This window comes from Streptomyces sp. NPDC051555 (genome assembly GCF_044454405.1).
GTDB lineage: Bacteria > Actinomycetota > Actinomycetes > Streptomycetales > Streptomycetaceae > Streptomyces.
Window position 1 is genome coordinate 458564 of the sequence record NZ_JBITDP010000001.1, and the last position, 17639, is coordinate 476202.

Sequence of the window (17639 nt, forward strand, 5' to 3'; positions counted from 1 at the left end):
GACGTGACGCATCGCGTACGAGGGGTCATCGCACGGAGCAAGGGCGCACCGGTGGAGATGGCGACGATCCTCGTGCCCGACCCGGGCCCCGGCGAGGCCCTCGTCAAGGTCCAGGCCTGCGGGGTCTGCCACACCGACCTGCACTACCGCGAGGGCGGCATCAACGACGAGTTCCCCTTCCTCCTCGGCCACGAGGCGGCGGGTGTGGTCGAGGCCGTCGGCCCCGACGTCACCGGCGTCGCGCCCGGCGATTTCGTCATCCTCAACTGGCGTGCGGTGTGCGGGCGTTGTCGTGCCTGTAAGCGCGGGCGCCCGTGGTACTGCTTCGACACGCACAACGCGACCCAGTCCATGACCCTGGAGGACGGCACCCCGCTCTCCCCGGCCCTGGGCATCGGCGCCTTCGCCGAGAAGACCCTGGTCGCCGCCGGACAGTGCACCAAGGTCGACCCGGCCGCCTCGGCCGCCGCCGCCGGACTGCTGGGCTGCGGGGTGATGGCGGGCCTCGGCGCGGCCCTCAACACGGGCAACGTCGGCCGCGGCGACTCGGTGGCCGTCATCGGCTGCGGGGGAGTGGGCAACGCGGCCGTCGCCGGCGCCCGGCTCGCCGGTGCGGGCCGGATCATCGCCGTGGACCTGGACGACCGCAAGCTCGAACAGGCCAAGGGGCTGGGCGCCACCCACACCGTCAACGGTCGCACCGAGGACGTGGTCGAGGCCGTCAAGGCCCTGACCGGCGGCAACGGCGCGGACGTGGTCATCGACGCCGTCGGCCGCCCGGAGACCTACCGCCAGGCCTTCTACGCCCGCGACCTGGCCGGCACCGTCGTGCTGGTCGGCGTACCCACCCCGGAGATGCAGCTCGAACTCCCGCTGCTCGACGTCTTCGGCCGCGGCGGCTCGCTCAAGTCCTCCTGGTACGGGGACTGCCTGCCCGAGCGGGACTTCCCGCTGCTGATCGACCTCTACCTACAGGGCCGCCTCGACCTCGACGCCTTCGTCTCCGAGACCATCGCGCTCGACGACGTCGAGGAAGCCTTCGCGCGGATGGAGCGCGGCGAAGTGCTGCGCTCGGTCGTCCTGTTCTGAACCGCCGCCCCGGGCCGCGGACCCCCGCGGCCCGGGGCGCGCCGGCGGCCGGTCACAGCACTAGACTCGGCCCGGCCGCCGTTTCCGTCGCGGCCCGGGACGCGGCCTCGGCGCCGGTGACGGAGCACGGGGGACCGACCAGCGCCCGCACCGACCTTGGGATCCGTCCGTGACCAACAGCCACAGCTACCGTCAGCCCGGTGTCGTCCTGACCGACCACCACTTCACGGTCCCGCTCGACCATGCCCGTCCGGACGGCGAGCGCATCGAGCTGTACGCCCGGGAGGTCGTGGCCACGGGCAAGGACCCGGCCGCGCTGCCCTGGCTGCTCTACCTGGAGGGCGGACCCGGCTTCGGCGCCCGCCGCTTCACCGGCCGCCAGGCCTGGCTGGAGCGGGCGCTCACCGAGTTCCGGGTGCTCCTCCTGGACCAGCGCGGCACCGGCCGCTCCACCCCGGCGAACCGGCAGACCCTCCCGCTGCGCGGCGGCCCCGCGGAGCAGGCCGAGTACCTCGCGCACTTCCGCTCCGACGCGATCGTCCGCGACTGCGAGACCATCCGTGCGGCGCTGACCGGCGGCGCGCCGTGGACCGTGCTCGGCCAGAGCTTCGGCGGCTTCTGCGTCACCCACTACCTGTCCACCGCGCCCGAGGGACTCACCGCCGCGCTGATCACCGGAGGTCTGCCCGCCCTCGCCGCGAGCGCGGACGAGGTCTATGCGGCGGCGACCCCGCGGATCGAGCGGAAGAACGCGGCGCACTACGCCCGTTACCCGATGGACGTCGAACGCGCCCGTGCCGTCGCCGCCCACCTCGCCGAGCACCCCACCGAACTCCCCGGCGGGCACCCGTTCACCCCCGAGGCGTTCCAGTCGCTGGGCATCCTCCTCGGCACCGGCGACGGCAGTCACCAGCTGCACTACCTGCTGGAGGACGCCTTCGTCCCCACCCCCGCCGGACCCCGCCTCTCCGACGCCTTCCTGGACGGCGCACGGTCCCTGCTGTCCTTCGCCGGACACCCCCTGTACGCGCTCCTCCACGAGGCGATCTACGCACAGGACCCGGCGGTCCCCACCGCCTGGGCCGCGGAGCGGGCCCGCGTAGGGCACCCGCGCTTCGACGCGGCCAAGACCCTGGCCGGGGACGAGCCGCTGCTCTTCACCGGCGAGAGCATCCACCCCTGGCACTTCACCACCGACCCGTCCCTCGTCCCGGTGCGCGCGACCGCCGAGGCCCTCGCCGCCCGCACGGGCTGGCAACCCCTCTACGACCCGGCGCGCCTCGCGGTGAACGAGGTGCCGGTGGCCGCCGCCGTCTACCACGACGACATGTACGTGGACACCGCCCACTCCCTGGCCACCGCCCGCGCGATCCGGGGCCTGCGCACCTGGGTGACGGACGAGTTCGAGCACGACGGCGTCCGCGCGGGCGGCCCGCGGGTCCTGGACCGACTCCTCGCCCTGGTCCGGGACGAGGTCTGACACCAGGTCGTCCGGCGGCGGGCGGTGCCCCCGTGCGGTGCCCTCACACGGTGAGCCGGTCACTCCACCGGCGAGGTCACCGCCCGCAGCCCGTAGTCCAGTTCGGCGCCGTCGACGAGGAGGGCCTCGACCGCCCCCGTCGCGGGGTCGATGTCCGCCGCCATGCCCTCCCCCTCGTACCGGGGGTAGCCCGAGGCCCCGGTCTGCCCGGTCGCCCCGACGACGGCGGAGCGTACGGCGTGCCGCGCGGCGGGGCCGGCGTCCTCGCCCTCGATGTGTTCGGGAACCAGCAGGACCTCGAAGCGCTGCGGTGCGGTCGTCATGAGCCGACGCTAACAGCCCGGCTCCGGGCCCCCGCGGAGCCACGTCCGGGCCGGCCCGCGCGGGGGGCCCGGCCCTTCCGGCCCCGGAGGAGGACGTGGCGCCGGTACCCCACTGCGAGTAGCCTCCAGTCGATCATCACACTGCCTGGGGGGCATTCCTTGAGCCTGGCCACCGTCCTACTGACCATCGGTCCCGTCGCGCTCGTGGCCGGTGCCACGGTCGCGCTGAACGTCCGGGGGAGCGCCGACGGGCTGGAGCGCTGGGCCACCGGCAACCAGCAGCGCGCGATGCACGCCCGGGGAGACCTCGGGCCGCCCGAGCGGGTCCCGTCAGCGCAGTTCTACCGGTACCTCGCCACCCTCATCGGCTTCGGAGGGCTCGTCTTCACCCTCGGCGGCCTCCTGGAACTCGCCTGACAGCCGCTCCACCGCCCCGCCGGCCCGGTCGGACCCGGCGGACCCGTCGGCCGTCGGCTCGACGAAGGCGCGGGTCAGGTGGGCCGTGGCCAGCAACGCCCCGCGTCCCACGGCCCGTGCCAGCAGGTCCACACGGGAGGCGCGGGCCGCGGCCGGGTCCCGCTCATGGGCGTACGCCACCGCGGGATCGGCCAGTTGGACGGCGTGCACCCACACGTCCCCGGTGACGACCACGTCCCGCCCCTGCCCCCGCCCACCGGCCGCCGCCACCAGCACCGACTGGTGGCCCGGTGTGTGCCCCGGGGTGGGCAACAGGGTCAGCCCGTCGCCCAGCCGGTGGCGCCCCTCCACCTCGTGCAGCTGCCCGGTGGCCCGCAGCGGGTCCACGGCCCAGCGGCGCACCGGATCCGCCGGGTCCAGGGCGGCGACCTCGGCGCGCTGGACGACGTACCGCGCGGCCGGGAAGAGGGGCTCGCCCGCCGCGTCGACCGACCAGCCCGTGTGGTCCTCGTGCAGGTGCGTCAGCACCACCGTGTCCACCTCGGCGGGGGCGATCCGCGCCCGGGCCATCGCCTCGGGCAGCCGGCCCGGTACGGGCGCCCAGCCCGCGGCCGGTCCGTCGGCCGGACCGACCCCCGCGTCCACGAGCACCCAGCGACCACCGGGCCGGGCGATCGCGAAACACCGGAAGTCCAGCCGCCAGCTGCCGCCGGGTCCCACCGCCCCCGGGTCGATCCGGGCGGCGCGCGCCCAGTCCGCGGCGCGGGCGTCCGGGAACGCCAGCCGCGCCGGCTCGAAGAAGGTCCCGGTGGCGTCCAGCAGGGCCGTCACCCGTCCGTAGCGCTCGGGCGCCGCCGCTCCCGCCGCCTTCGCCGCGGCCGCCGCCGATCCGTCGTGATCCCCCATGCCGCCCCCGTTCCTCCGTGGTTGACGGGTCGTCCGGCAACCCGTCGCCTATCGTGCGCATCATGACCGACGACACGATCCGCGAACCGAATCAGCTCGACCCCATGCCCACCGACTGGCAGCGCGCCCTGGCCGTGGTGGCCCACCCCGACGACCTGGAGTACGGCGGCGCGGCCGCGGTCGCGGCCTGGACCGATGCCGGCCGTGAGGTCGTGTACCTGCTCGCCACGCGCGGCGAGGCCGGCATCGACGGCATCGCGCCCGAGGAGTGCGCCCCGCTGCGCGAGGCCGAGCAGCGCGCCGGCGCGGCCGTCGTCGGCGTGCACGCGGTGGAGTTCCTGGACCACCGCGACGGCGTGGTCGAGTACGGCCTCGGCCTGCGCCGCGACATCGCCGCCGCGATCCGTCGCCACCGCCCCGAACTCGTCGTCACGCTGAACCACCGGGACACCTGGGGCGGGGAGGGCGGCGGCGGTTACTGGAACACCCCCGACCACCGGGCGGTCGGCCGGGCCACGCTGGACGCGGCCGCTGACGCGGGCAACCGCTGGATCTTCCCCGACCTCATCACCGAGGAGGAGCTGGAGCCCTGGAACGGGGTGCGGTGGGTGGCGGTGGCCGGCACCAGCACGCCGACGCACGCGGTGGACGCGGGTCCCGGGTTCGAGCGGTCCGTCGCGTCCCTGTTGGAGCACCGCGCGTACATCGAGGGATTGACGGACGAGGACCCCGAGAGCTACGCGCGCGGCTTCCTGACGATGAACGTCGAGCGGGCGGCGCCCCGGTTCGGCGGCCGCCCCGCGGTGGCCTTCGAGGTCTTCCCGCGCTGACCCTTCCACCGGGCCGGACCGCGCCCTATCCTGACGCATCGTCAGATGTGAGGGAGCCGGGCGTGATCGACACTCTGTCCACGGAGATCGGGAAGGGTGAGGAACGCATCGGGCTGGAGGTCGCCGACGGTCTCGCGGTCCTCACCCTGTGCCGCCCGGAGAAGCTGAACGGCTGGAGCTGGGAGTCGACGCGGCAGCTCGGCCTGCTCGCGGACCGGATCCGCTTCGACGGCTCCGTCCGGGCCGTCCTGCTGCGGGCCGAGGGGCGGGCCTTCTGCGCGGGCATCGACGTCACCGCCCCCGGCGGAGCGATCACCGGCGCCTCGGCCGCGGAGCGGACCCGCAACTACTACGAGGGCATCCGGTGGGTGCACGAGCGCTTCGCGGTCCTCGCCCGCCTTCCGCAGCCGGTGGTCGCCGCCGTCCAGGGCTACTGCCTCGGCTTCGGCTTCGAGCTGGCGCTGATGGCGGACATCCGGATCGCGGCGGACGACGCCGTCTTCGCACTGCCGGAAGCCGCGCTGGGCGTGGCCGTGGACGCGGGCGGCGACCTGCGGATCGCCCGCGAGGCCGGCGCGGGGTGGGCGAAGCTGCTGGCGCTGACCGGCCGCCGGATCGACGCGCCCACGGCCGAGCGGTTGAACCTCGTCCAACTGGTGACCACGCGCGAGGAACTGGACGCGCGGGCACGGGCGGTGGCGACGGAGGTCGCGGCGAACGCTCCGCTCGCGGTCCAGGGCATCAAGCGGGCGGTCGACGCCTACGCCGACGCGGCCCTGGCGAGCGCCCTGGACCGGGTCGCGATGACGGCGGCCCTGACGCTGACCTCCGAGGACAGTCGCGAGGGCTACGCGGCCAAGGCGGCCCGCCGCCCCCCGCACTTCGAGGGGCGGTAGGCCGGGCGCCGCTCACCCCTCGAAGGGGCCGCGGCCCAGTTGGGCGCGGACCGGGACCACCTCCGGGTTGACCAGGGAGCGGCGCTGCCAGTTCGCGCCGTCCACCACCAAGGTGTGCCCCGTGACGAAGCGGGCGTAGGGCGAGGCCAGGAAGGTGGCGGCCCAGCCCAGTTCGCGGGGGCGGCCGACCCGCAGCGCGGGCTGGCGGGCGTCCTTGGCGTCGGGGCCCGCCCGGTCGAGGCCGTCGCGGATGTCCGCGCTCATGTCGCCGTGCGGGAAGAGGCCCGGGACCAGGCCGTTGATCTGGATGCCGTACGGGCCCCACTCGACGGCGAGGGTCTCCACCAGGTTCTTCACCCCGGCCTTGGCGGCCGCGCTGTGCGCGAAGCCCGGACCGCCCGTCCAGGCGTAGGAGGCGCCGATGTTCACGATCGACCCCGGTGTGCCGGCGGCGAGGTGGCGGCGGCCGAACTCGCGGGTCATGAACCAGGTCCCGGTCAGGGTGATGTCGACGACCGCCCGCCAGGCGTTGGGGGAGAGGTCCTCGGCGGGGCAGGGGAAGTTGGCGGCCGCGTTGTTGACGAGGACGTCCGGCAGCCCGAGCGCGGCCGCGGCGGCGTCGAAGACCTCCGCGATCCGCTCCGGGTCCCGGATGTCGCACACGGCCGCCGTCACCCGCCCCGCGCCGGGGACCGCGGCCAGCTCCACGCGCGCCGCCTGCAGCTGCTCGGCCCGGCGGCCCGCGATCACCAGGTCGGCGCCGAGCCGGGCGAACTCGGTCGCGATGGCCTTGCCCAGCCCGGTCCCGCCGCCGGTGACCAGGACCACCTGGCCCGCGAAGGTACCGGGCGGGAGGGCCGCGGCGCCGGGCGGCGGCGGCCCGGGGAGGCCGCCGGGGACGGGCGGGGAACCCGGTGCGGGCGGGGCGTGCTCGGGGGACTCCATGGATTCCATGGGGGCATCGATAGCGCGCCCGGCCCGAGATCGCCATGGGCGCGGGCAGGTATGCGCGGCGAGGACGTCCCCGGGGATGTTTCCGGATGTCGGGACGGGGGGAGGCGGCCACTGCGTGCATCCGCCGGCCCGGCGGCGAGCGGTTCCCGCCCGTTTGGTTCGGTCCGGACGAACTGGTTCCCAACGCGACAAGCGACCGCTTAGTATGCCGGGCGGAGCGTGGTTCATCGACGGCGGCTGGAGGCCCCGGATGCAGGCATGGCGAGTACATACCCCGGGTGAGCCCCGTGAGGCCATGCGCCTCGAAGAGATTCCCGAACCGGTGCCCGGTGAGGGCGAGGTGAAACTCAAGGTGCTCGCGGCCAACGTCAACTTCCCCGACGCGCTGCTCTGCCGCGGCCAGTACCAGATCAGGCCGCCGCTCCCCTTCACCCCGGGCGTCGAGATCTGCGGCGAGACCGAGGACGGCCGCCGCGTGATCGCCAACCCGAGCCTGCCGCACGGCGGCTTCGCCGAGTACGTCACGGCGAACGCGCGCGCCCTGCTGCCCGCGCCCGAGAGCCTCGACGACGCCGAGGCGGCGGCCCTGCACATCGGGTACCAGACCGGCTGGTTCGGCCTCCACCGAAGGGCCCGGCTCCAGGCCGGCGAAACGCTCCTCGTGCACGCCGCCGCGGGTGGCGTCGGCAGCGCCGCCGTCCAGCTCGGCAAGGCCGCCGGGGCCACCGTCATCGGGGTCGTCGGAGGCAAGGCCAAGGCGGCCGCCGCCGAGGAGCTGGGCTGCGACCTGGTCATCGACCGCCGCACCGAGGACCTGGTCGCGCGGGTCAAGGAGTTCACCGGCGGCCGCGGCGCCGACGTCGTCTACGACCCGGTCGGCGGCGACGCCCACACCGCCTCCGCCAAGTGCGTGGCCTTCGAGGGCCGGATCCTGGTCGTCGGCTTCGCCAGCGGCACCATCCCCACCCCCGCCCTGAACCACGCCCTGGTCAAGAACTACGCGATCGTCGGCCTCCACTGGGGCCTGTACGCCGGCAAGGAACCGGCGGCCGTCCTCGCCTGCCACACCGAACTCACCCGGCTCGCGGCCGAGGGGGCCATCAAGCCCCTGGTCAGCGAGCGGGTCCCGCTCGCCGGGGCGGCCGGGGCCGTGCAGCGTCTCGCCGACGGGGTCACCACCGGCCGCCTGGTCGTCGTACCGGCCCTGGACGGGGGCGCCCGGTGACCACCGCCGAGGAACTGGTCGCGCGCACCCAGGCGCTGCTCGCGGCCCACCCGCCCGCCGACACCTCCCGCACCGGTTTCCTGCGCGCCCGCTTCGACGCCGGACTCGCCTGGGTGCACTACCCCGAGGGACTCGGCGGCCTCGGCGCCCCGCGCACCCTGCAGGTGACCGTGGACGCCGAACTGGAGGCCGCCGGAGCGCCCGACAACGACCCGCGGCGGATCGGCATCGGGCTCGGCATGGCCGCGCCCACGATCCTCGCCTACGGCACCGAGGAACAGAAGCGCCGCTTCCTGCGCCCCCTGTGGGTGGGGGAGGAGGTCTGGTGCCAGCTGTTCAGCGAGCCCGGCGCCGGATCGGACCTCGCCGCGCTCGGCACCCGCGCCGTGCGCGACGGCGACCACTGGGTCGTGGACGGCCAGAAGGTGTGGACCTCCAGCGCGCACACCGCCCGCTGGGCCATCCTGATCGCCCGCACCGACCCGGCCGTGCCCAAGCACCGCGGCATCACCTACTTCCTGTGCGACATGACCGCCCCCGGCGTCGAGGTCCGCCCGCTGCGCCAGATCACCGGCGAGGCCGAGTTCAACGAGGTCTTCCTCACCGGTGTGCGGATCCCCGACGCCCACCGGCTCGGCGCCGTCGGCCAGGGCTGGGAGGTCGCCCGCACCACCCTCATGAACGAACGCGTCTCCATCGGCGGCATGCGGATCCCGCGCGAGGGCGGCATGATCGCGCCCGTCGCGGCCGCCTGGCGCGAGCGCCCCGAGCTGCGCACCCACGCCCTGCACCAGCGGCTGCTCGAACTGTGGGTCGAGGCCGAAGTGGCCCGGCTCACCGGTGAAAGGCTGCGCCAGCAGCTCGCCGCGGGAGTACCCGGCCCGGAGGGCTCGGGCATGAAGCTCGCCTTCGCCCGCCTCAACCAGGAGATCAGCGGCCTGGAAGTGGAACTCCTCGGCGAGGAAGGGCTGTTGTACGAGGACTGGACCATGCGCCGGCCCGAGCTCGTCGACTTCACCGGCCGCGACGCCGGATACCGCTACCTGCGCGCCAAGGGCAACAGCATCGAGGGCGGGACCAGCGAGGTCCTCCTCAACATCGTCGCCGAACGCGTCCTGGGCCTGCCCGCCGAGCCGCGCGACGACAAGGACCTCGCCTGGAAGGACCTGGCCCGATGACCTCCTCCCTCGACCTGCTCTACTCCGAGACCGAGGAAGAACTGCGGGCGACGGTACGGGCGTTGCTCGCCGACCGTTGCGCCCCCGCAGCCCTCCTCGGGCGCATCGAGAGCGGCGACCCCTACGACCCGGCGCTCTGGAGCACCCTCGCCTCGGGCATCGGCGCGGCCGGACTCCTGGTACCGGAGAAGCTCGGCGGGCAGGGCGCGGGACACCGCGAGGTGGCCGTCGTCCTGGAGGAACTGGGCCGGGCCGTCGCCCCGGTCCCGTACCTCACCAGCTCCGTCCTGGCCACCGCGATCCTGCTCGACTGCGACTGCCAGCACCCCGCCGTCGCCGGGCTGCTCGCCGAGCTGGCCGCCGGGACGCGCGTGTGCGTACCGGTGCTGCCGCTCACCCTCGGCCCCGGCGCGCAGCCCGCCGTCCTGGTGCGGGACGCCGGTGACGGCACGCTGACCGGTACCGTCACCGCGGTCGCGGACGCGGCCGCCGCCGACGTGCTGCTGGTGCTCGCCGAGAGCGGGCTCTACGCCGTCCCGGCCGCGGCGGCCCGGATCCGGGCCCAGGTCCCGCTGGACCTGACCCGGCCGCTGGCGTCCGTCACCCTGGAGGGGGCCCGCGGCACCCGGCTCGCGGATCCGGCCACCGCCCGCGCCGCCCTCGCCGGGGCGTTGCTCTCCGGCGCGGGGCTGCTGGCCTCGGAACAGCTCGGGCTGGCGCAGTGGTGCCTGGAGGAGACGGTGGCCCACGTCCGCACCCGGCACCAGTTCAACCGGCCCATCGGCTCCTTCCAGGCACTCAAGCACCGGCTCGCGGCGCTCTGGCTCGACGTCGCCTCGGCGCGCGCCGCGGCCCGGGCCGCCGCCGACGCCCTGGCCACCTCGGCCCCGGACGCGCCCCTGGCCGTGGCCGTCGCGCAGGCCTACTGCTCGGGGGTCGCCGTCCGCGCCGCCGAGGAGTGCGTCCAACTGCACGGCGGCATCGGCATGACCTGGGAACACCCCGCCCACCTTTACCTCAAGCGGGCCAAGGCCGACTCCCTGGCCCTGGGTACGGCGGGTCACCACCGCGCCCTGGTGGCCGACTTCGCCGAACTCCCGGCGCCGTAGCGCGCCCACCGGACCCCCGCGGGGCCGTGGAGCCTACGCTCCCGATGAGCGCAGGCCCAGCACGCTGTGCTGCACCACGCCCGCGGGGAGATCGGTCCTCCCGGCAGCCCGGGCGGTCAACGCCACGAGACCCGCCCGGAGGTCGACGGCGGGCTCACCGAGGACGATCGCGCTGATGACCAGCTCCACCATCAGGCAGTCGTACGCGTCACCCATGCTCCGGTAGCGCTCCACATCGCCCTCCGCCACCACGGAGGAGATCCTCCTGCCTCCACCGGTCGCGGTGGTGAAGGACGTCTCGTAGACGCCGAGACCGGTCCAACTCCGGTGCATGAACAGGACATCGCCCTCGACGAAGACGTTCCACTTCTCATCCATGTCCCGGGCGTGATACCCGCGTCGGATCCGACCCCAGTCCTCGTCGGTCCAGACACGTGCCGGCAACCGGGACACGGGCCGGGGCGTGTTGATCGGCCGGAGGCGCCGGAAGGACTCTCGGGTGAGCGGGGCATCGGCGGTCATTGCGTGATCCTACGGCCGCACCGCTCGCACCCGACAGCGACTTGCCTGGTGCTGTGGCCGGTTCGGTGGTGCGGTGGCTCATCGTGCGGATGGCGCCCGCCGGGGTCGGTTCCCGGCCCGCGGCGATCAGCTCCCGGTCAGTCGCGGTAGGCGGCCGTCGCGATCCGGACGAACGACCGGACCAACGGGTCCGGGTCGGCCCCGGTCCAGGCGACCACCACGCGGCTCGGCGCCATGTCGGGCAGCGGGACGACGGCCAGCCCCTCGGGCAGGTGGTGGCCGAGCGGCATCACCCCGACCGTGCCGTTCCAGAGCACGGCCTGCAGGCACTCCTGGACGCCGCGCACCACCGGCCCCTCGCGGGGCTCGCCGCCGTGCCAGTACGCCTGCCAGAGCGGATCGGTGCCGGTCGGGAAGCGGAACCAGCGCCGGTCGGCGAGGTCGGCCGGATCGAGGCGGTCCCGGCGGGCGAGCGGATCGTCCGAGCGCAGCACCACGCCCACCGGGTCGGCGCGCAGGGCGTGCACGGACAGGCCGCTCCCGTCGAACGGCCCCCGGGTCAGAGCGACGTCGACCAGTCCGGCGCGCAGCCCGCAGGTCGGATCCGTCAGGTCGCTCTCACGGATGCGGACGTCGGCGGCGGGGTGGCGCCGGCGGAACGCGGCGGCCAGTCGCGTCGCGCCCGGGTCGGTGCTGCCGCCCAGGACACCGAGGGTGAGGGTGGTGGCGCCGGCCGCCGCGGCCACGCGCAGCCGTGCCCGGTCCGCCCGGGCCAGCAGGGCGCGGGCCTCCTCCAGCAGCGCCGCCCCGGCCGCGGTGAGCGTGACCCCGGTGGCGGAGCGGTGGAACAGGGCCGCACCGACATCGCCCTCCAGCTGCTTGACCGCCCGGCTCAGCGGCGGCTGGCTCATGTGCAGCCGCGCGGCGGCGCGGCCGAAGTGGAGTTCTTCGGCGACGGCCACGAAGTAGCGCAGCGTGCGTAGCTCCATGTCGGCGACGATACCGCCGCGCCGGCGCGGCCCCGCACCGAGCTCCCCGGCCGCGGCGGACCCCGAACCCGACCGGATCCGGCGCCCGCACGCCTGTCGCGGCCCCGGCGGTCGGAGTTACCGTTGCGGCACCGCGGGGGCGGTCGAGGGGGGAGCGGCATGTTGGACGAGGCGATGGTCGCGTTGGCGGCTTCGGTGGGATCGGGCGTCGTACAGGCGGCGGGCACGGACGCCTGGACGGCGTTGCGCGACCGGTTGGCCCGGGTGCTCGGCCGGAGGAACGCGCATCGCGAGGGCATCCAGTTGGAACACCTGGACCGGACCGCGGCCGAACTGGCTGCGGCCGGGGACGGTGGGCCGCAGGACGGCGGGAGCGCGGAACGGGCCCGGCTCGGCACGGTCTGGCGGACCCGGGTCGAGGTGTTGTTGGAGCAGTTGGACCCGGCCGAGCGGGCCGTGGTCGCGGCGGAACTCCGGACGCTGCTCGGCGAGGCGGCGCCCGCGGCCGGCGCGGCCGTCGCGCACAACGTGTTCCACGGCCCGGCGGCGATCGTGTCGGGGGACGGGAACGTCCAGGTGAACCGGTTCGACGCGCGCCCGTGAGCGGGAAAGGGAGCGGCGGGGGCGACGACGCCCCCCGGGCCGACGAGCACGCCGGGAACGCCTTCCACGGCCCGACCGGGGTGCAGCACGGCAGCGGGAACCTCCAGGTCAACCTGCACGAGCACCGTACGGGCATCATCCTCACGGCCTGTGCGGTCGCGCTGGTGTGCGCGGTCGCCGTGATCGCCGTCCGGCTGGGCGCAGACGAGGGCGGCGGCTCCGCCGCCCCGCCCACCGCGATCCCGGGCACGGATGCGGGTACGAGTACGGGTGCGGGTGCGGACAAGGGCGCGGCGGGCACCGATCAGTCGGTGCTCGTCGGGCGGCTGGTGAACGACGGCAGCGGGCTGTGCCTGCGGGCGGCGGGCACCGGGGACGACCTCGTACCGGTGCAGGACTCCTGCACCGGGGCCGCCGCCGGGACCTGGACCCTGCGCGCGCAGGACGACGGTGCGACCCGCACGCTGCGCGACGGGCTCGGCGGCCGGTGCCTGACGGTGACGGGCTCCGAGAACTCCGCCCCCGCCGTCCAGCGCACCTGCGGCCCCCGGGCGGACGGGCAGCGGTGGCAGCTGCTGTGGGGGAGCGGCGACCGCTCGGGCCACTTCGTGCTGCGCGCGGACGGCAACGCCAAGTGCCTGATGGTGCAGGGCCCCGGGGCCGGCCGACCTGCGGCGCAGACGTCCTGCGGCGAGCAGTACGCCGACCAGTGGTGGCACCTCGTGCCGTGAGCGGGCCGGCGGGCCGGTCGGTCAGCGGCGGGTGAAGGAGGTGATCGTCACGTCGTTGTCGAAGGAGGTGCGGTCGGTCACCGCGAAGACGGTGGGGTCGAACGTCCCGTTGAACACCGAGATCCCGGATCCGGCGACCACGGGGTAGCTCTTGATGATCAGTTCGTCGATCTCGGGCAGCAGCTGACCGGCGAGGACCCCACCGCCGCAGAGCCAGATGTCCCGGCCCTCCTCCCGCTTGAGGCGGCGGACCAGGCCGAGCGGGTCCTCGGCGACCACGGTGACGGCCGGGTCGGTGTCGGGCGCGAGGGTGCTGGAGACCACGTACTGCTTCAGGTGGGCGTAGGGGCTGGTGAAGCCTGCGTCCAGGCCGGGGCGGTAGCTGCCGAGACCCATCAGTACGGTGTCGAACCGCTGGGCGGAGGTGTCCGCCAGACCGTTGGCCGCGCGCATGAAGGTGGGGATCGTGTCGGGGTAGTGGGCGACGCTCCACTCGATGTAGGCGGCGGCCTGCTGTTCGTCGCCGAAGGGGAAGAAGTCGAATTGGCCGCCGGGGCCGGCCATGTATCCGTCGAGGGTGACTCCGACGTAGTACACGAGCTTGCGCATGCAGGGGACCTCATCCGTAGTACTCTGATTGAAGTGGTTTGAATGTAGTACTACGGCTGGAGTGGTGTCAATGGCCCGCAGGAACGACGAACGAAGAGCGGCGCTCGTCGACGCCGCGATCGAGGTGCTCGCCGTCGAGGGCGCGCGGGGTCTGACCTTCCGCGCGGTGGACACCGCGGCCGGCGTCCCCAACGGCACGGCCTCCAACTACTTCGCCAACCGCGACGACCTCCTCACCCAGGCGGGCGCCCGGGTCTACGAGCGGCTCCAGCCCGATGAGGCGGCGGTCGCCCGGCTGCGGGAGGGCGCCACGGACCGGGAGGCCTACGCGGTGCTCATGCGCGAGCTGATCGGCCGGATCAGCGCCTTCCGCGCCGGCTACCTGGCCCTGCTCGAACTGCGCCTCGAAGCGACCCGGCGGCCCGAGCTGCGCGCCGTGCTGACCGAACGGGTCCGCGCCGACGTCGACGCCAACGTGGCCTACCACCGGGAATCCGGCCTGACCGGGGACGCGACCGCCGTCAAGCTGCTCTACCTGGCGTTCAACTGGCTCATCGTCGAGCAGCTCACCCTGCCGGGGGTCTTCTCCGAGGCCGAGCGGGAACGGCTCATCGACGCGGCGATCGAGCGCATCGTGCCGCAGTGAAGGCAGTGAAGGCAGTGAAGGCGGTGAAGGCGGTGAAGGCAGTGAAGGTAGTGGGAGCAGCGGCCGTCCCCAGGTGACGGCGCCGACGGGAACGGCGGAAAAGAATTTCTCCCGGTGATGTCGAGAACGCCCTCCCGGCTCCGTCCCCGTGGTGAAGGCGGCCACAATGAGTCGCACCAGCACCGAGGAGGCACCCCATGGCCAAGTACCTGCTGCTCAAGCACTACCGCGGCGCTCCGGAGGCGGTCAACGACGTCCCCATGGACCGGTGGACCCCGCAGGAGATCACGGACCACGTGCAGTACATGCAGGACTTCGCGGACCGGCTGGAGAAGACCGGGGAGTTCGTCGACGGCCAGGCCCTCGCCCCCGAGGGGACCTTCGTCCGGTACGACGGCGAGGGGCGCCCGCCGATCACCGACGGCCCGTTCGCCGAGACCAAGGACCTCATCGCCGGCTGGATGGTGATCGACGTCGACAGCTACGACCGCGCCGTCGAGCTGGCCGGCGAGCTCTCGGCCGCCCCCGGGGCGGGCGGCAAGCCGATCCACGAATGGCTGGAGCTGCGCCCCTTCCTGTCCGCGCCGCCCACCATCACGGAGTGACCCCCCGATGAGCACTCCGATCGACGGGGCCCTGATGCGGAGCCTCACCCCGGGCGTGCTCGGGATCCTCGTCCGCCGCGGAGCCGATTTCGCGGCGGCCGAGGACGCCGTCCAGGACGCGCTCGTCGAGGCGGTCCGGGTCTGGCCGGCCGAGCCGCCGCGGGACCCGAAGGGCTGGCTGGTCACCGTGGCCTGGCGCCGCTTCCTCGACGCGAACCGGTCGGACACCGCCCGCCGCCGCCGCGAGGACCTCGTGGACGAGGAGCCGGCGCCCGGTCCCGCGCCCGCGCGGGACGACACGCTCCAGCTCTACTTCCTGTGCGCCCACCCCTCGCTGACGCCGTCGTCCGCGGTCGCGCTCACCCTGCGCGCCGTGGGCGGGCTGACCACGCGCCAGATCGCCGCGGCCTACCTGGTGCCCGAGGCGACCATGGCGCAGCGCATCAGCCGGGCCAAGCGGACCGTCTCCGGCGAGCGGTTCGACCGGCCCGGCGACGTGGCCACCGTGCTGCGCGTCCTCTACCTGGTCTTCAACGAGGGCTACTCCGGCGACGTCGACCTCGCGGCCGAGGCCGTCCGGCTCACCCGGCAGCTCGCGGACGCGATCGACCACCCCGAGGTGGCGGGGCTGCTCGCCCTCATGCTGCTGCACCACGCCCGGCGCGCCAGCCGCACCGCACCCGACGGCAGCCTGGTGCCGCTGGCGGAGCAGGACCGGACCCGGTGGGACACCGGGGCCATCGCCGAGGGCGTCGCAATCCTGCAGGCGGCCCTCGCCCGCGACCGGCTGGGCGAGTTCCAGGTCCAGGCCGCCATCGCGGCCCTGCACGCCGACGCGCCCACGGCCGGCGAGACCGACTGGGTGCAGATCGTCGAGTGGTACGACGAACTCGTGCGCCTGACCGACAGCCCGGTCGTGCGGCTGAACCGCGTGGTGGCCGTCGGCGAGGCCGACGGACCGCGCGCCGGGCTCGCGGCGCTGGACGCCGCCCCGCCGGGCACCGCGACGAAGGGGGCTCCGGTACCCCGCAGGGCCGCGGTGGCGGCGTACCTCCACGAGCGCGACGGCGACCTGGCGGCGGCGGCCCGGCTGTACGTCGAGGCGGCGCGCTCGGCGCCCAACCTTGCCGAGCGCGACCACCTGACCCGTCAGGCGGCTCGGCTCAACGCCCGCCTGCGGGGCGGACGTTAGCCTTCCGAAGGCCCGCGGAGCCCTTCGAACGGCGCCGGGTGAACAGGAGTGCCGCGCGCTGCAACCGGGACGCTCTGATGGGGCGTCATGCGGGCGACGGGGCAACGCGCCCCGAGTCTGGAGAAGACGAAATGGCTGTCGGCTCACGCGCCAGATCGATGGTGTTGGGCGGGGTATCGGCGCTCGTGATCGGCGGGCTCCTGCCCGCAACGGCAATGGCGGCCCCCGCGCCCGACGCGGGGGCGCCGCGCTGGAGTGCTGCCACGCTGCCCGGCGGCGACGCCGTACTGAGCGCTTCGGTCAAGCCCGACGCGCACACCACCTGGGCGGCGGGTTTCCGGGTGAACGAGGACGGGGGCGGCGTCTCGTTCCAGCCCGTCCTGTACGCGCACGACGACCGGCGCGGCGGTTCCTGGACGGAAAGGCCGACCGCGCCCGGGGTGAGCGGCCGGGTCAACGCCATCGCGGCGACCTCGGACCGGGACGCCTGGCTGGTCGGCGACGCCGACGGCGAGGGCAGCCCCGCGATGACACAGCACTGGGACGGGCGTGCGTGGCGGGAGAAGCCGGCGGCGATGCCGGACAACTCGCTCGGCGGCGGCCTGTTGGGCGTCGCCGCGGTGGCGCCCAACGACGTGTGGGCGGCGGGCTGGACCCAGGCCCTCGACGAGCGGATACCCGACCCGGACGGGTCGACGCAGATCATCGACCACATGGAAGGGCTCGTCCAGCACTGGGACGGGCGCGCCTGGAAGCGCGCGGAGCTGCCCAAGGGGTACGCGAACTGGGGGCTGAACGCGATCTCGGCGTCCGGCCCGAACGACGTCTGGGCGGTCGGCAGCGGCTACGGCGACGACGACCGGCCGGTCGTCCTGCACTACGACGGCCGTTCCTGGAAGCAGTTGCCGACGCCGCCCTACGGCGGTCTGTACGGAGAGTTCAACAGCGTCGTCGCCAACGGGCCGGCCGACGTGTGGGCGGTGGGCCGCACCATCCTGGACGAGAACGACCGTGGGCACGCGCTGATCATGCATTGGAACGGACGGACGTGGACGCGGGTGGTCGGGCCCGCCGAGGCGGGGTCCCTGACCGGCGTGGCCGCCGCGCCGGGCGGCGTCGTCGCCGTCGGTCGGCTCCTGGGCGCCGACGGAGGATTCGCCCTGCGGGTCTCCGGCTCGCGCGTGACCTCGCTCGGCTTCCCGGCGAGCACGGCGGAGCGGTCGTACGCACCCTGGACGGTCTCCGCGGCCGGGCGCGAGGTGACGGTCAGCGGTTCGGCCAGGGCCCCCGGGAGTCAGGGTCCGCAGCCGCTGTTGCTGACCGCCCGCCTCTGAC

20 protein-coding genes are annotated in these 17639 nt (G+C 74.6%); 14 read left to right on the forward strand and 6 right to left on the reverse strand.

Going from position 1 to position 17639, the window contains the following annotated elements:
• Positions 1-3: 3 nt before the first annotated feature.
• Both ACIBEA_RS01905 and ACIBEA_RS01910 read left to right on the forward strand, forming a co-directional pair.
• The gene (locus ACIBEA_RS01905; RefSeq protein WP_399256848.1) at positions 4-1089 is read left to right on the forward strand and encodes an S-(hydroxymethyl)mycothiol dehydrogenase; all 1086 of its coding nucleotides are present in this window, start codon (positions 4-6) and stop codon (positions 1087-1089) included.
• A gap of 169 nt (positions 1090-1258) precedes the next feature.
• A complete protein-coding gene (locus tag ACIBEA_RS01910) occupies positions 1259-2569 on the forward strand; it encodes an alpha/beta fold hydrolase (RefSeq protein ID WP_399256849.1) in 1311 nt (436 codons plus the stop codon).
• A gap of 59 nt (positions 2570-2628) precedes the next feature.
• Here the strand turns inward: ACIBEA_RS01910 and ACIBEA_RS01915 are convergent, their stop codons facing one another.
• A complete protein-coding gene (locus tag ACIBEA_RS01915; protein ID WP_399256851.1) occupies positions 2629-2892 on the reverse strand; it encodes a hypothetical protein in 264 nt (87 codons plus the stop codon).
• Positions 2893-3051: 159 nt separating this feature from the next.
• Here ACIBEA_RS01915 and ACIBEA_RS01920 point away from each other — a divergent pair, with 159 nt between their 5' ends.
• Complete coding sequence (locus tag ACIBEA_RS01920; RefSeq protein ID WP_399256853.1) at positions 3052-3309, forward strand: hypothetical protein; 258 nt, start codon at positions 3052-3054, stop codon at positions 3307-3309.
• Here ACIBEA_RS01920 and ACIBEA_RS01925 read toward each other — a convergent pair.
• A complete protein-coding gene (locus ACIBEA_RS01925) occupies positions 3223-4215 on the reverse strand; it encodes an MBL fold metallo-hydrolase (RefSeq protein WP_399256855.1) in 993 nt (330 codons plus the stop codon). The genes ACIBEA_RS01920 and ACIBEA_RS01925 overlap by 87 nt on opposite strands.
• Positions 4216-4277: 62 nt before the next feature.
• Here ACIBEA_RS01925 and ACIBEA_RS01930 point away from each other — a divergent pair, with 62 nt between their 5' ends.
• Together ACIBEA_RS01930 and ACIBEA_RS01935 are read left to right on the forward strand one after the other, a co-directional pair.
• Entirely contained in the window at positions 4278-5045 is a 768-nt protein-coding gene (locus ACIBEA_RS01930; RefSeq protein WP_399256857.1) for a PIG-L deacetylase family protein, read from the forward strand.
• Between the two features lie 62 nt (positions 5046-5107).
• Positions 5108-5941 (forward strand): enoyl-CoA hydratase/isomerase family protein, encoded by an 834-nt coding sequence (locus tag ACIBEA_RS01935; protein ID WP_399256859.1) that lies wholly within the window; start codon positions 5108-5110, stop codon positions 5939-5941.
• Positions 5942-5953: 12 nt separating this feature from the next.
• Here ACIBEA_RS01935 and ACIBEA_RS01940 read toward each other — a convergent pair whose 3' ends face one another.
• Positions 5954-6895 (reverse strand): SDR family oxidoreductase, encoded by a 942-nt coding sequence (locus ACIBEA_RS01940; RefSeq protein ID WP_399256861.1) that lies wholly within the window; start codon positions 6893-6895, stop codon positions 5954-5956.
• Between the two features lie 250 nt (positions 6896-7145).
• Here ACIBEA_RS01940 and ACIBEA_RS01945 point away from each other — a divergent pair, with 250 nt between their 5' ends.
• The 3 genes from ACIBEA_RS01945 to ACIBEA_RS01955 are packed head-to-tail and all read left to right on the forward strand — an operon-like array spanning position 7146 to position 10407.
• On the forward strand, positions 7146-8120 hold the full coding sequence (locus ACIBEA_RS01945; RefSeq protein WP_399256863.1) for an NADPH:quinone oxidoreductase family protein: 975 nt from the start codon (positions 7146-7148) through the stop codon (positions 8118-8120).
• Positions 8117-9298 carry an acyl-CoA dehydrogenase family protein gene (locus ACIBEA_RS01950; protein ID WP_399256865.1) on the forward strand — a complete coding sequence of 394 codons (1182 nt, stop codon included), beginning with the start codon at positions 8117-8119 and terminating at the stop codon, positions 9296-9298. Before ACIBEA_RS01945 ends, ACIBEA_RS01950 begins: the two co-directional genes overlap by 4 nt.
• Positions 9295-10407, forward strand: coding sequence for an acyl-CoA dehydrogenase family protein (locus ACIBEA_RS01955; protein ID WP_399256867.1), 1113 nt, complete (start codon positions 9295-9297; stop codon positions 10405-10407). Before ACIBEA_RS01950 ends, ACIBEA_RS01955 begins: the two co-directional genes overlap by 4 nt.
• A 33-nt stretch (positions 10408-10440) precedes the next feature.
• Here the strand turns inward: ACIBEA_RS01955 and ACIBEA_RS01960 are convergent, their stop codons facing one another.
• Together ACIBEA_RS01960 and ACIBEA_RS01965 are read right to left on the reverse strand one after the other, a co-directional pair.
• Positions 10441-10785: a hypothetical protein gene (locus tag ACIBEA_RS01960; protein WP_399256869.1), complete on the reverse strand. Its 345-nt coding sequence runs from the start codon at positions 10783-10785 to the stop codon at positions 10441-10443.
• A 281-nt stretch (positions 10786-11066) separates the two neighbouring features.
• A complete protein-coding gene (locus ACIBEA_RS01965; protein WP_399256871.1) occupies positions 11067-11918 on the reverse strand; it encodes a LysR family transcriptional regulator in 852 nt (283 codons plus the stop codon).
• Positions 11919-12077: 159 nt separating this feature from the next.
• Between ACIBEA_RS01965 and ACIBEA_RS01970 the strand changes: the two genes are divergently transcribed.
• Together ACIBEA_RS01970 and ACIBEA_RS01975 are read left to right on the forward strand one after the other, a co-directional pair.
• The gene (locus tag ACIBEA_RS01970; protein ID WP_399256873.1) at positions 12078-12521 is read left to right on the forward strand and encodes a hypothetical protein; all 444 of its coding nucleotides are present in this window, start codon (positions 12078-12080) and stop codon (positions 12519-12521) included.
• Positions 12518-13252, forward strand: a complete 735-nt coding sequence (locus ACIBEA_RS01975) for an RICIN domain-containing protein (protein ID WP_399256875.1) — start codon at positions 12518-12520, stop codon at positions 13250-13252. The genes ACIBEA_RS01970 and ACIBEA_RS01975 overlap by 4 nt, the downstream gene beginning before the upstream one ends.
• Before the next feature lie 21 nt (positions 13253-13273).
• Here the strand turns inward: ACIBEA_RS01975 and ACIBEA_RS01980 are convergent, their stop codons facing one another.
• Complete coding sequence (locus tag ACIBEA_RS01980; protein ID WP_399256877.1) at positions 13274-13861, reverse strand: dihydrofolate reductase family protein; 588 nt, start codon at positions 13859-13861, stop codon at positions 13274-13276.
• Between the two features lie 70 nt (positions 13862-13931).
• Here ACIBEA_RS01980 and ACIBEA_RS01985 point away from each other — a divergent pair, with 70 nt between their 5' ends.
• From ACIBEA_RS01985 to ACIBEA_RS02000, 4 genes are all read left to right on the forward strand, one after another.
• Positions 13932-14507, forward strand: coding sequence for a TetR/AcrR family transcriptional regulator (locus ACIBEA_RS01985; RefSeq protein WP_399256879.1), 576 nt, complete (start codon positions 13932-13934; stop codon positions 14505-14507).
• 197 nt (positions 14508-14704) lie between these two features.
• The gene (locus ACIBEA_RS01990; protein WP_399256881.1) at positions 14705-15112 is read left to right on the forward strand and encodes a YciI family protein; all 408 of its coding nucleotides are present in this window, start codon (positions 14705-14707) and stop codon (positions 15110-15112) included.
• A gap of 7 nt (positions 15113-15119) precedes the next feature.
• Positions 15120-16304 (forward strand): RNA polymerase sigma factor, encoded by a 1185-nt coding sequence (locus tag ACIBEA_RS01995; RefSeq protein ID WP_399256883.1) that lies wholly within the window; start codon positions 15120-15122, stop codon positions 16302-16304.
• Positions 16305-16435: 131 nt separating this feature from the next.
• Positions 16436-17638 (forward strand): hypothetical protein, encoded by a 1203-nt coding sequence (locus ACIBEA_RS02000; protein WP_399256885.1) that lies wholly within the window; start codon positions 16436-16438, stop codon positions 17636-17638.
• The last annotated feature ends 1 nt before the right edge of the window (position 17639 follow it).

What these genes read in the sequence shown, in the direction of transcription:
- ACIBEA_RS02000 (WP_399256885.1), top strand. Translation starts at nt 16,436, where the DNA reads ATGGCTGTCGGCTCACGCGCCAGATCGATGGTGTTGGGCGGGGTATCG.
- ACIBEA_RS01970 (WP_399256873.1), top strand. Translation starts at nt 12,078, where the DNA reads ATGTTGGACGAGGCGATGGTCGCGTTGGCGGCTTCGGTGGGATCGGGC.
- ACIBEA_RS01960 (WP_399256869.1), bottom strand. Translation starts at nt 10,785, where the DNA reads ATGGATGAGAAGTGGAACGTCTTCGTCGAGGGCGATGTCCTGTTCATG.
- ACIBEA_RS01945 (WP_399256863.1), top strand. Translation starts at nt 7,146, where the DNA reads ATGCAGGCATGGCGAGTACATACCCCGGGTGAGCCCCGTGAGGCCATG.
- ACIBEA_RS01985 (WP_399256879.1), top strand. Translation starts at nt 13,932, where the DNA reads ATGGCCCGCAGGAACGACGAACGAAGAGCGGCGCTCGTCGACGCCGCG.
- ACIBEA_RS01965 (WP_399256871.1), bottom strand. Translation starts at nt 11,918, where the DNA reads ATGGAGCTACGCACGCTGCGCTACTTCGTGGCCGTCGCCGAAGAACTC.
- ACIBEA_RS01940 (WP_399256861.1), bottom strand. Translation starts at nt 6,895, where the DNA reads ATGGAATCCATGGAGTCCCCCGAGCACGCCCCGCCCGCACCGGGTTCC.
- ACIBEA_RS01990 (WP_399256881.1), top strand. Translation starts at nt 14,705, where the DNA reads ATGGCCAAGTACCTGCTGCTCAAGCACTACCGCGGCGCTCCGGAGGCG.
- ACIBEA_RS01930 (WP_399256857.1), top strand. Translation starts at nt 4,278, where the DNA reads ATGACCGACGACACGATCCGCGAACCGAATCAGCTCGACCCCATGCCC.
- ACIBEA_RS01995 (WP_399256883.1), top strand. Translation starts at nt 15,120, where the DNA reads ATGAGCACTCCGATCGACGGGGCCCTGATGCGGAGCCTCACCCCGGGC.
- ACIBEA_RS01915 (WP_399256851.1), bottom strand. Translation starts at nt 2,892, where the DNA reads ATGACGACCGCACCGCAGCGCTTCGAGGTCCTGCTGGTTCCCGAACAC.
- ACIBEA_RS01955 (WP_399256867.1), top strand. Translation starts at nt 9,295, where the DNA reads ATGACCTCCTCCCTCGACCTGCTCTACTCCGAGACCGAGGAAGAACTG.
- ACIBEA_RS01980 (WP_399256877.1), bottom strand. Translation starts at nt 13,861, where the DNA reads ATGCGCAAGCTCGTGTACTACGTCGGAGTCACCCTCGACGGATACATG.
- ACIBEA_RS01925 (WP_399256855.1), bottom strand. Translation starts at nt 4,215, where the DNA reads ATGGGGGATCACGACGGATCGGCGGCGGCCGCGGCGAAGGCGGCGGGA.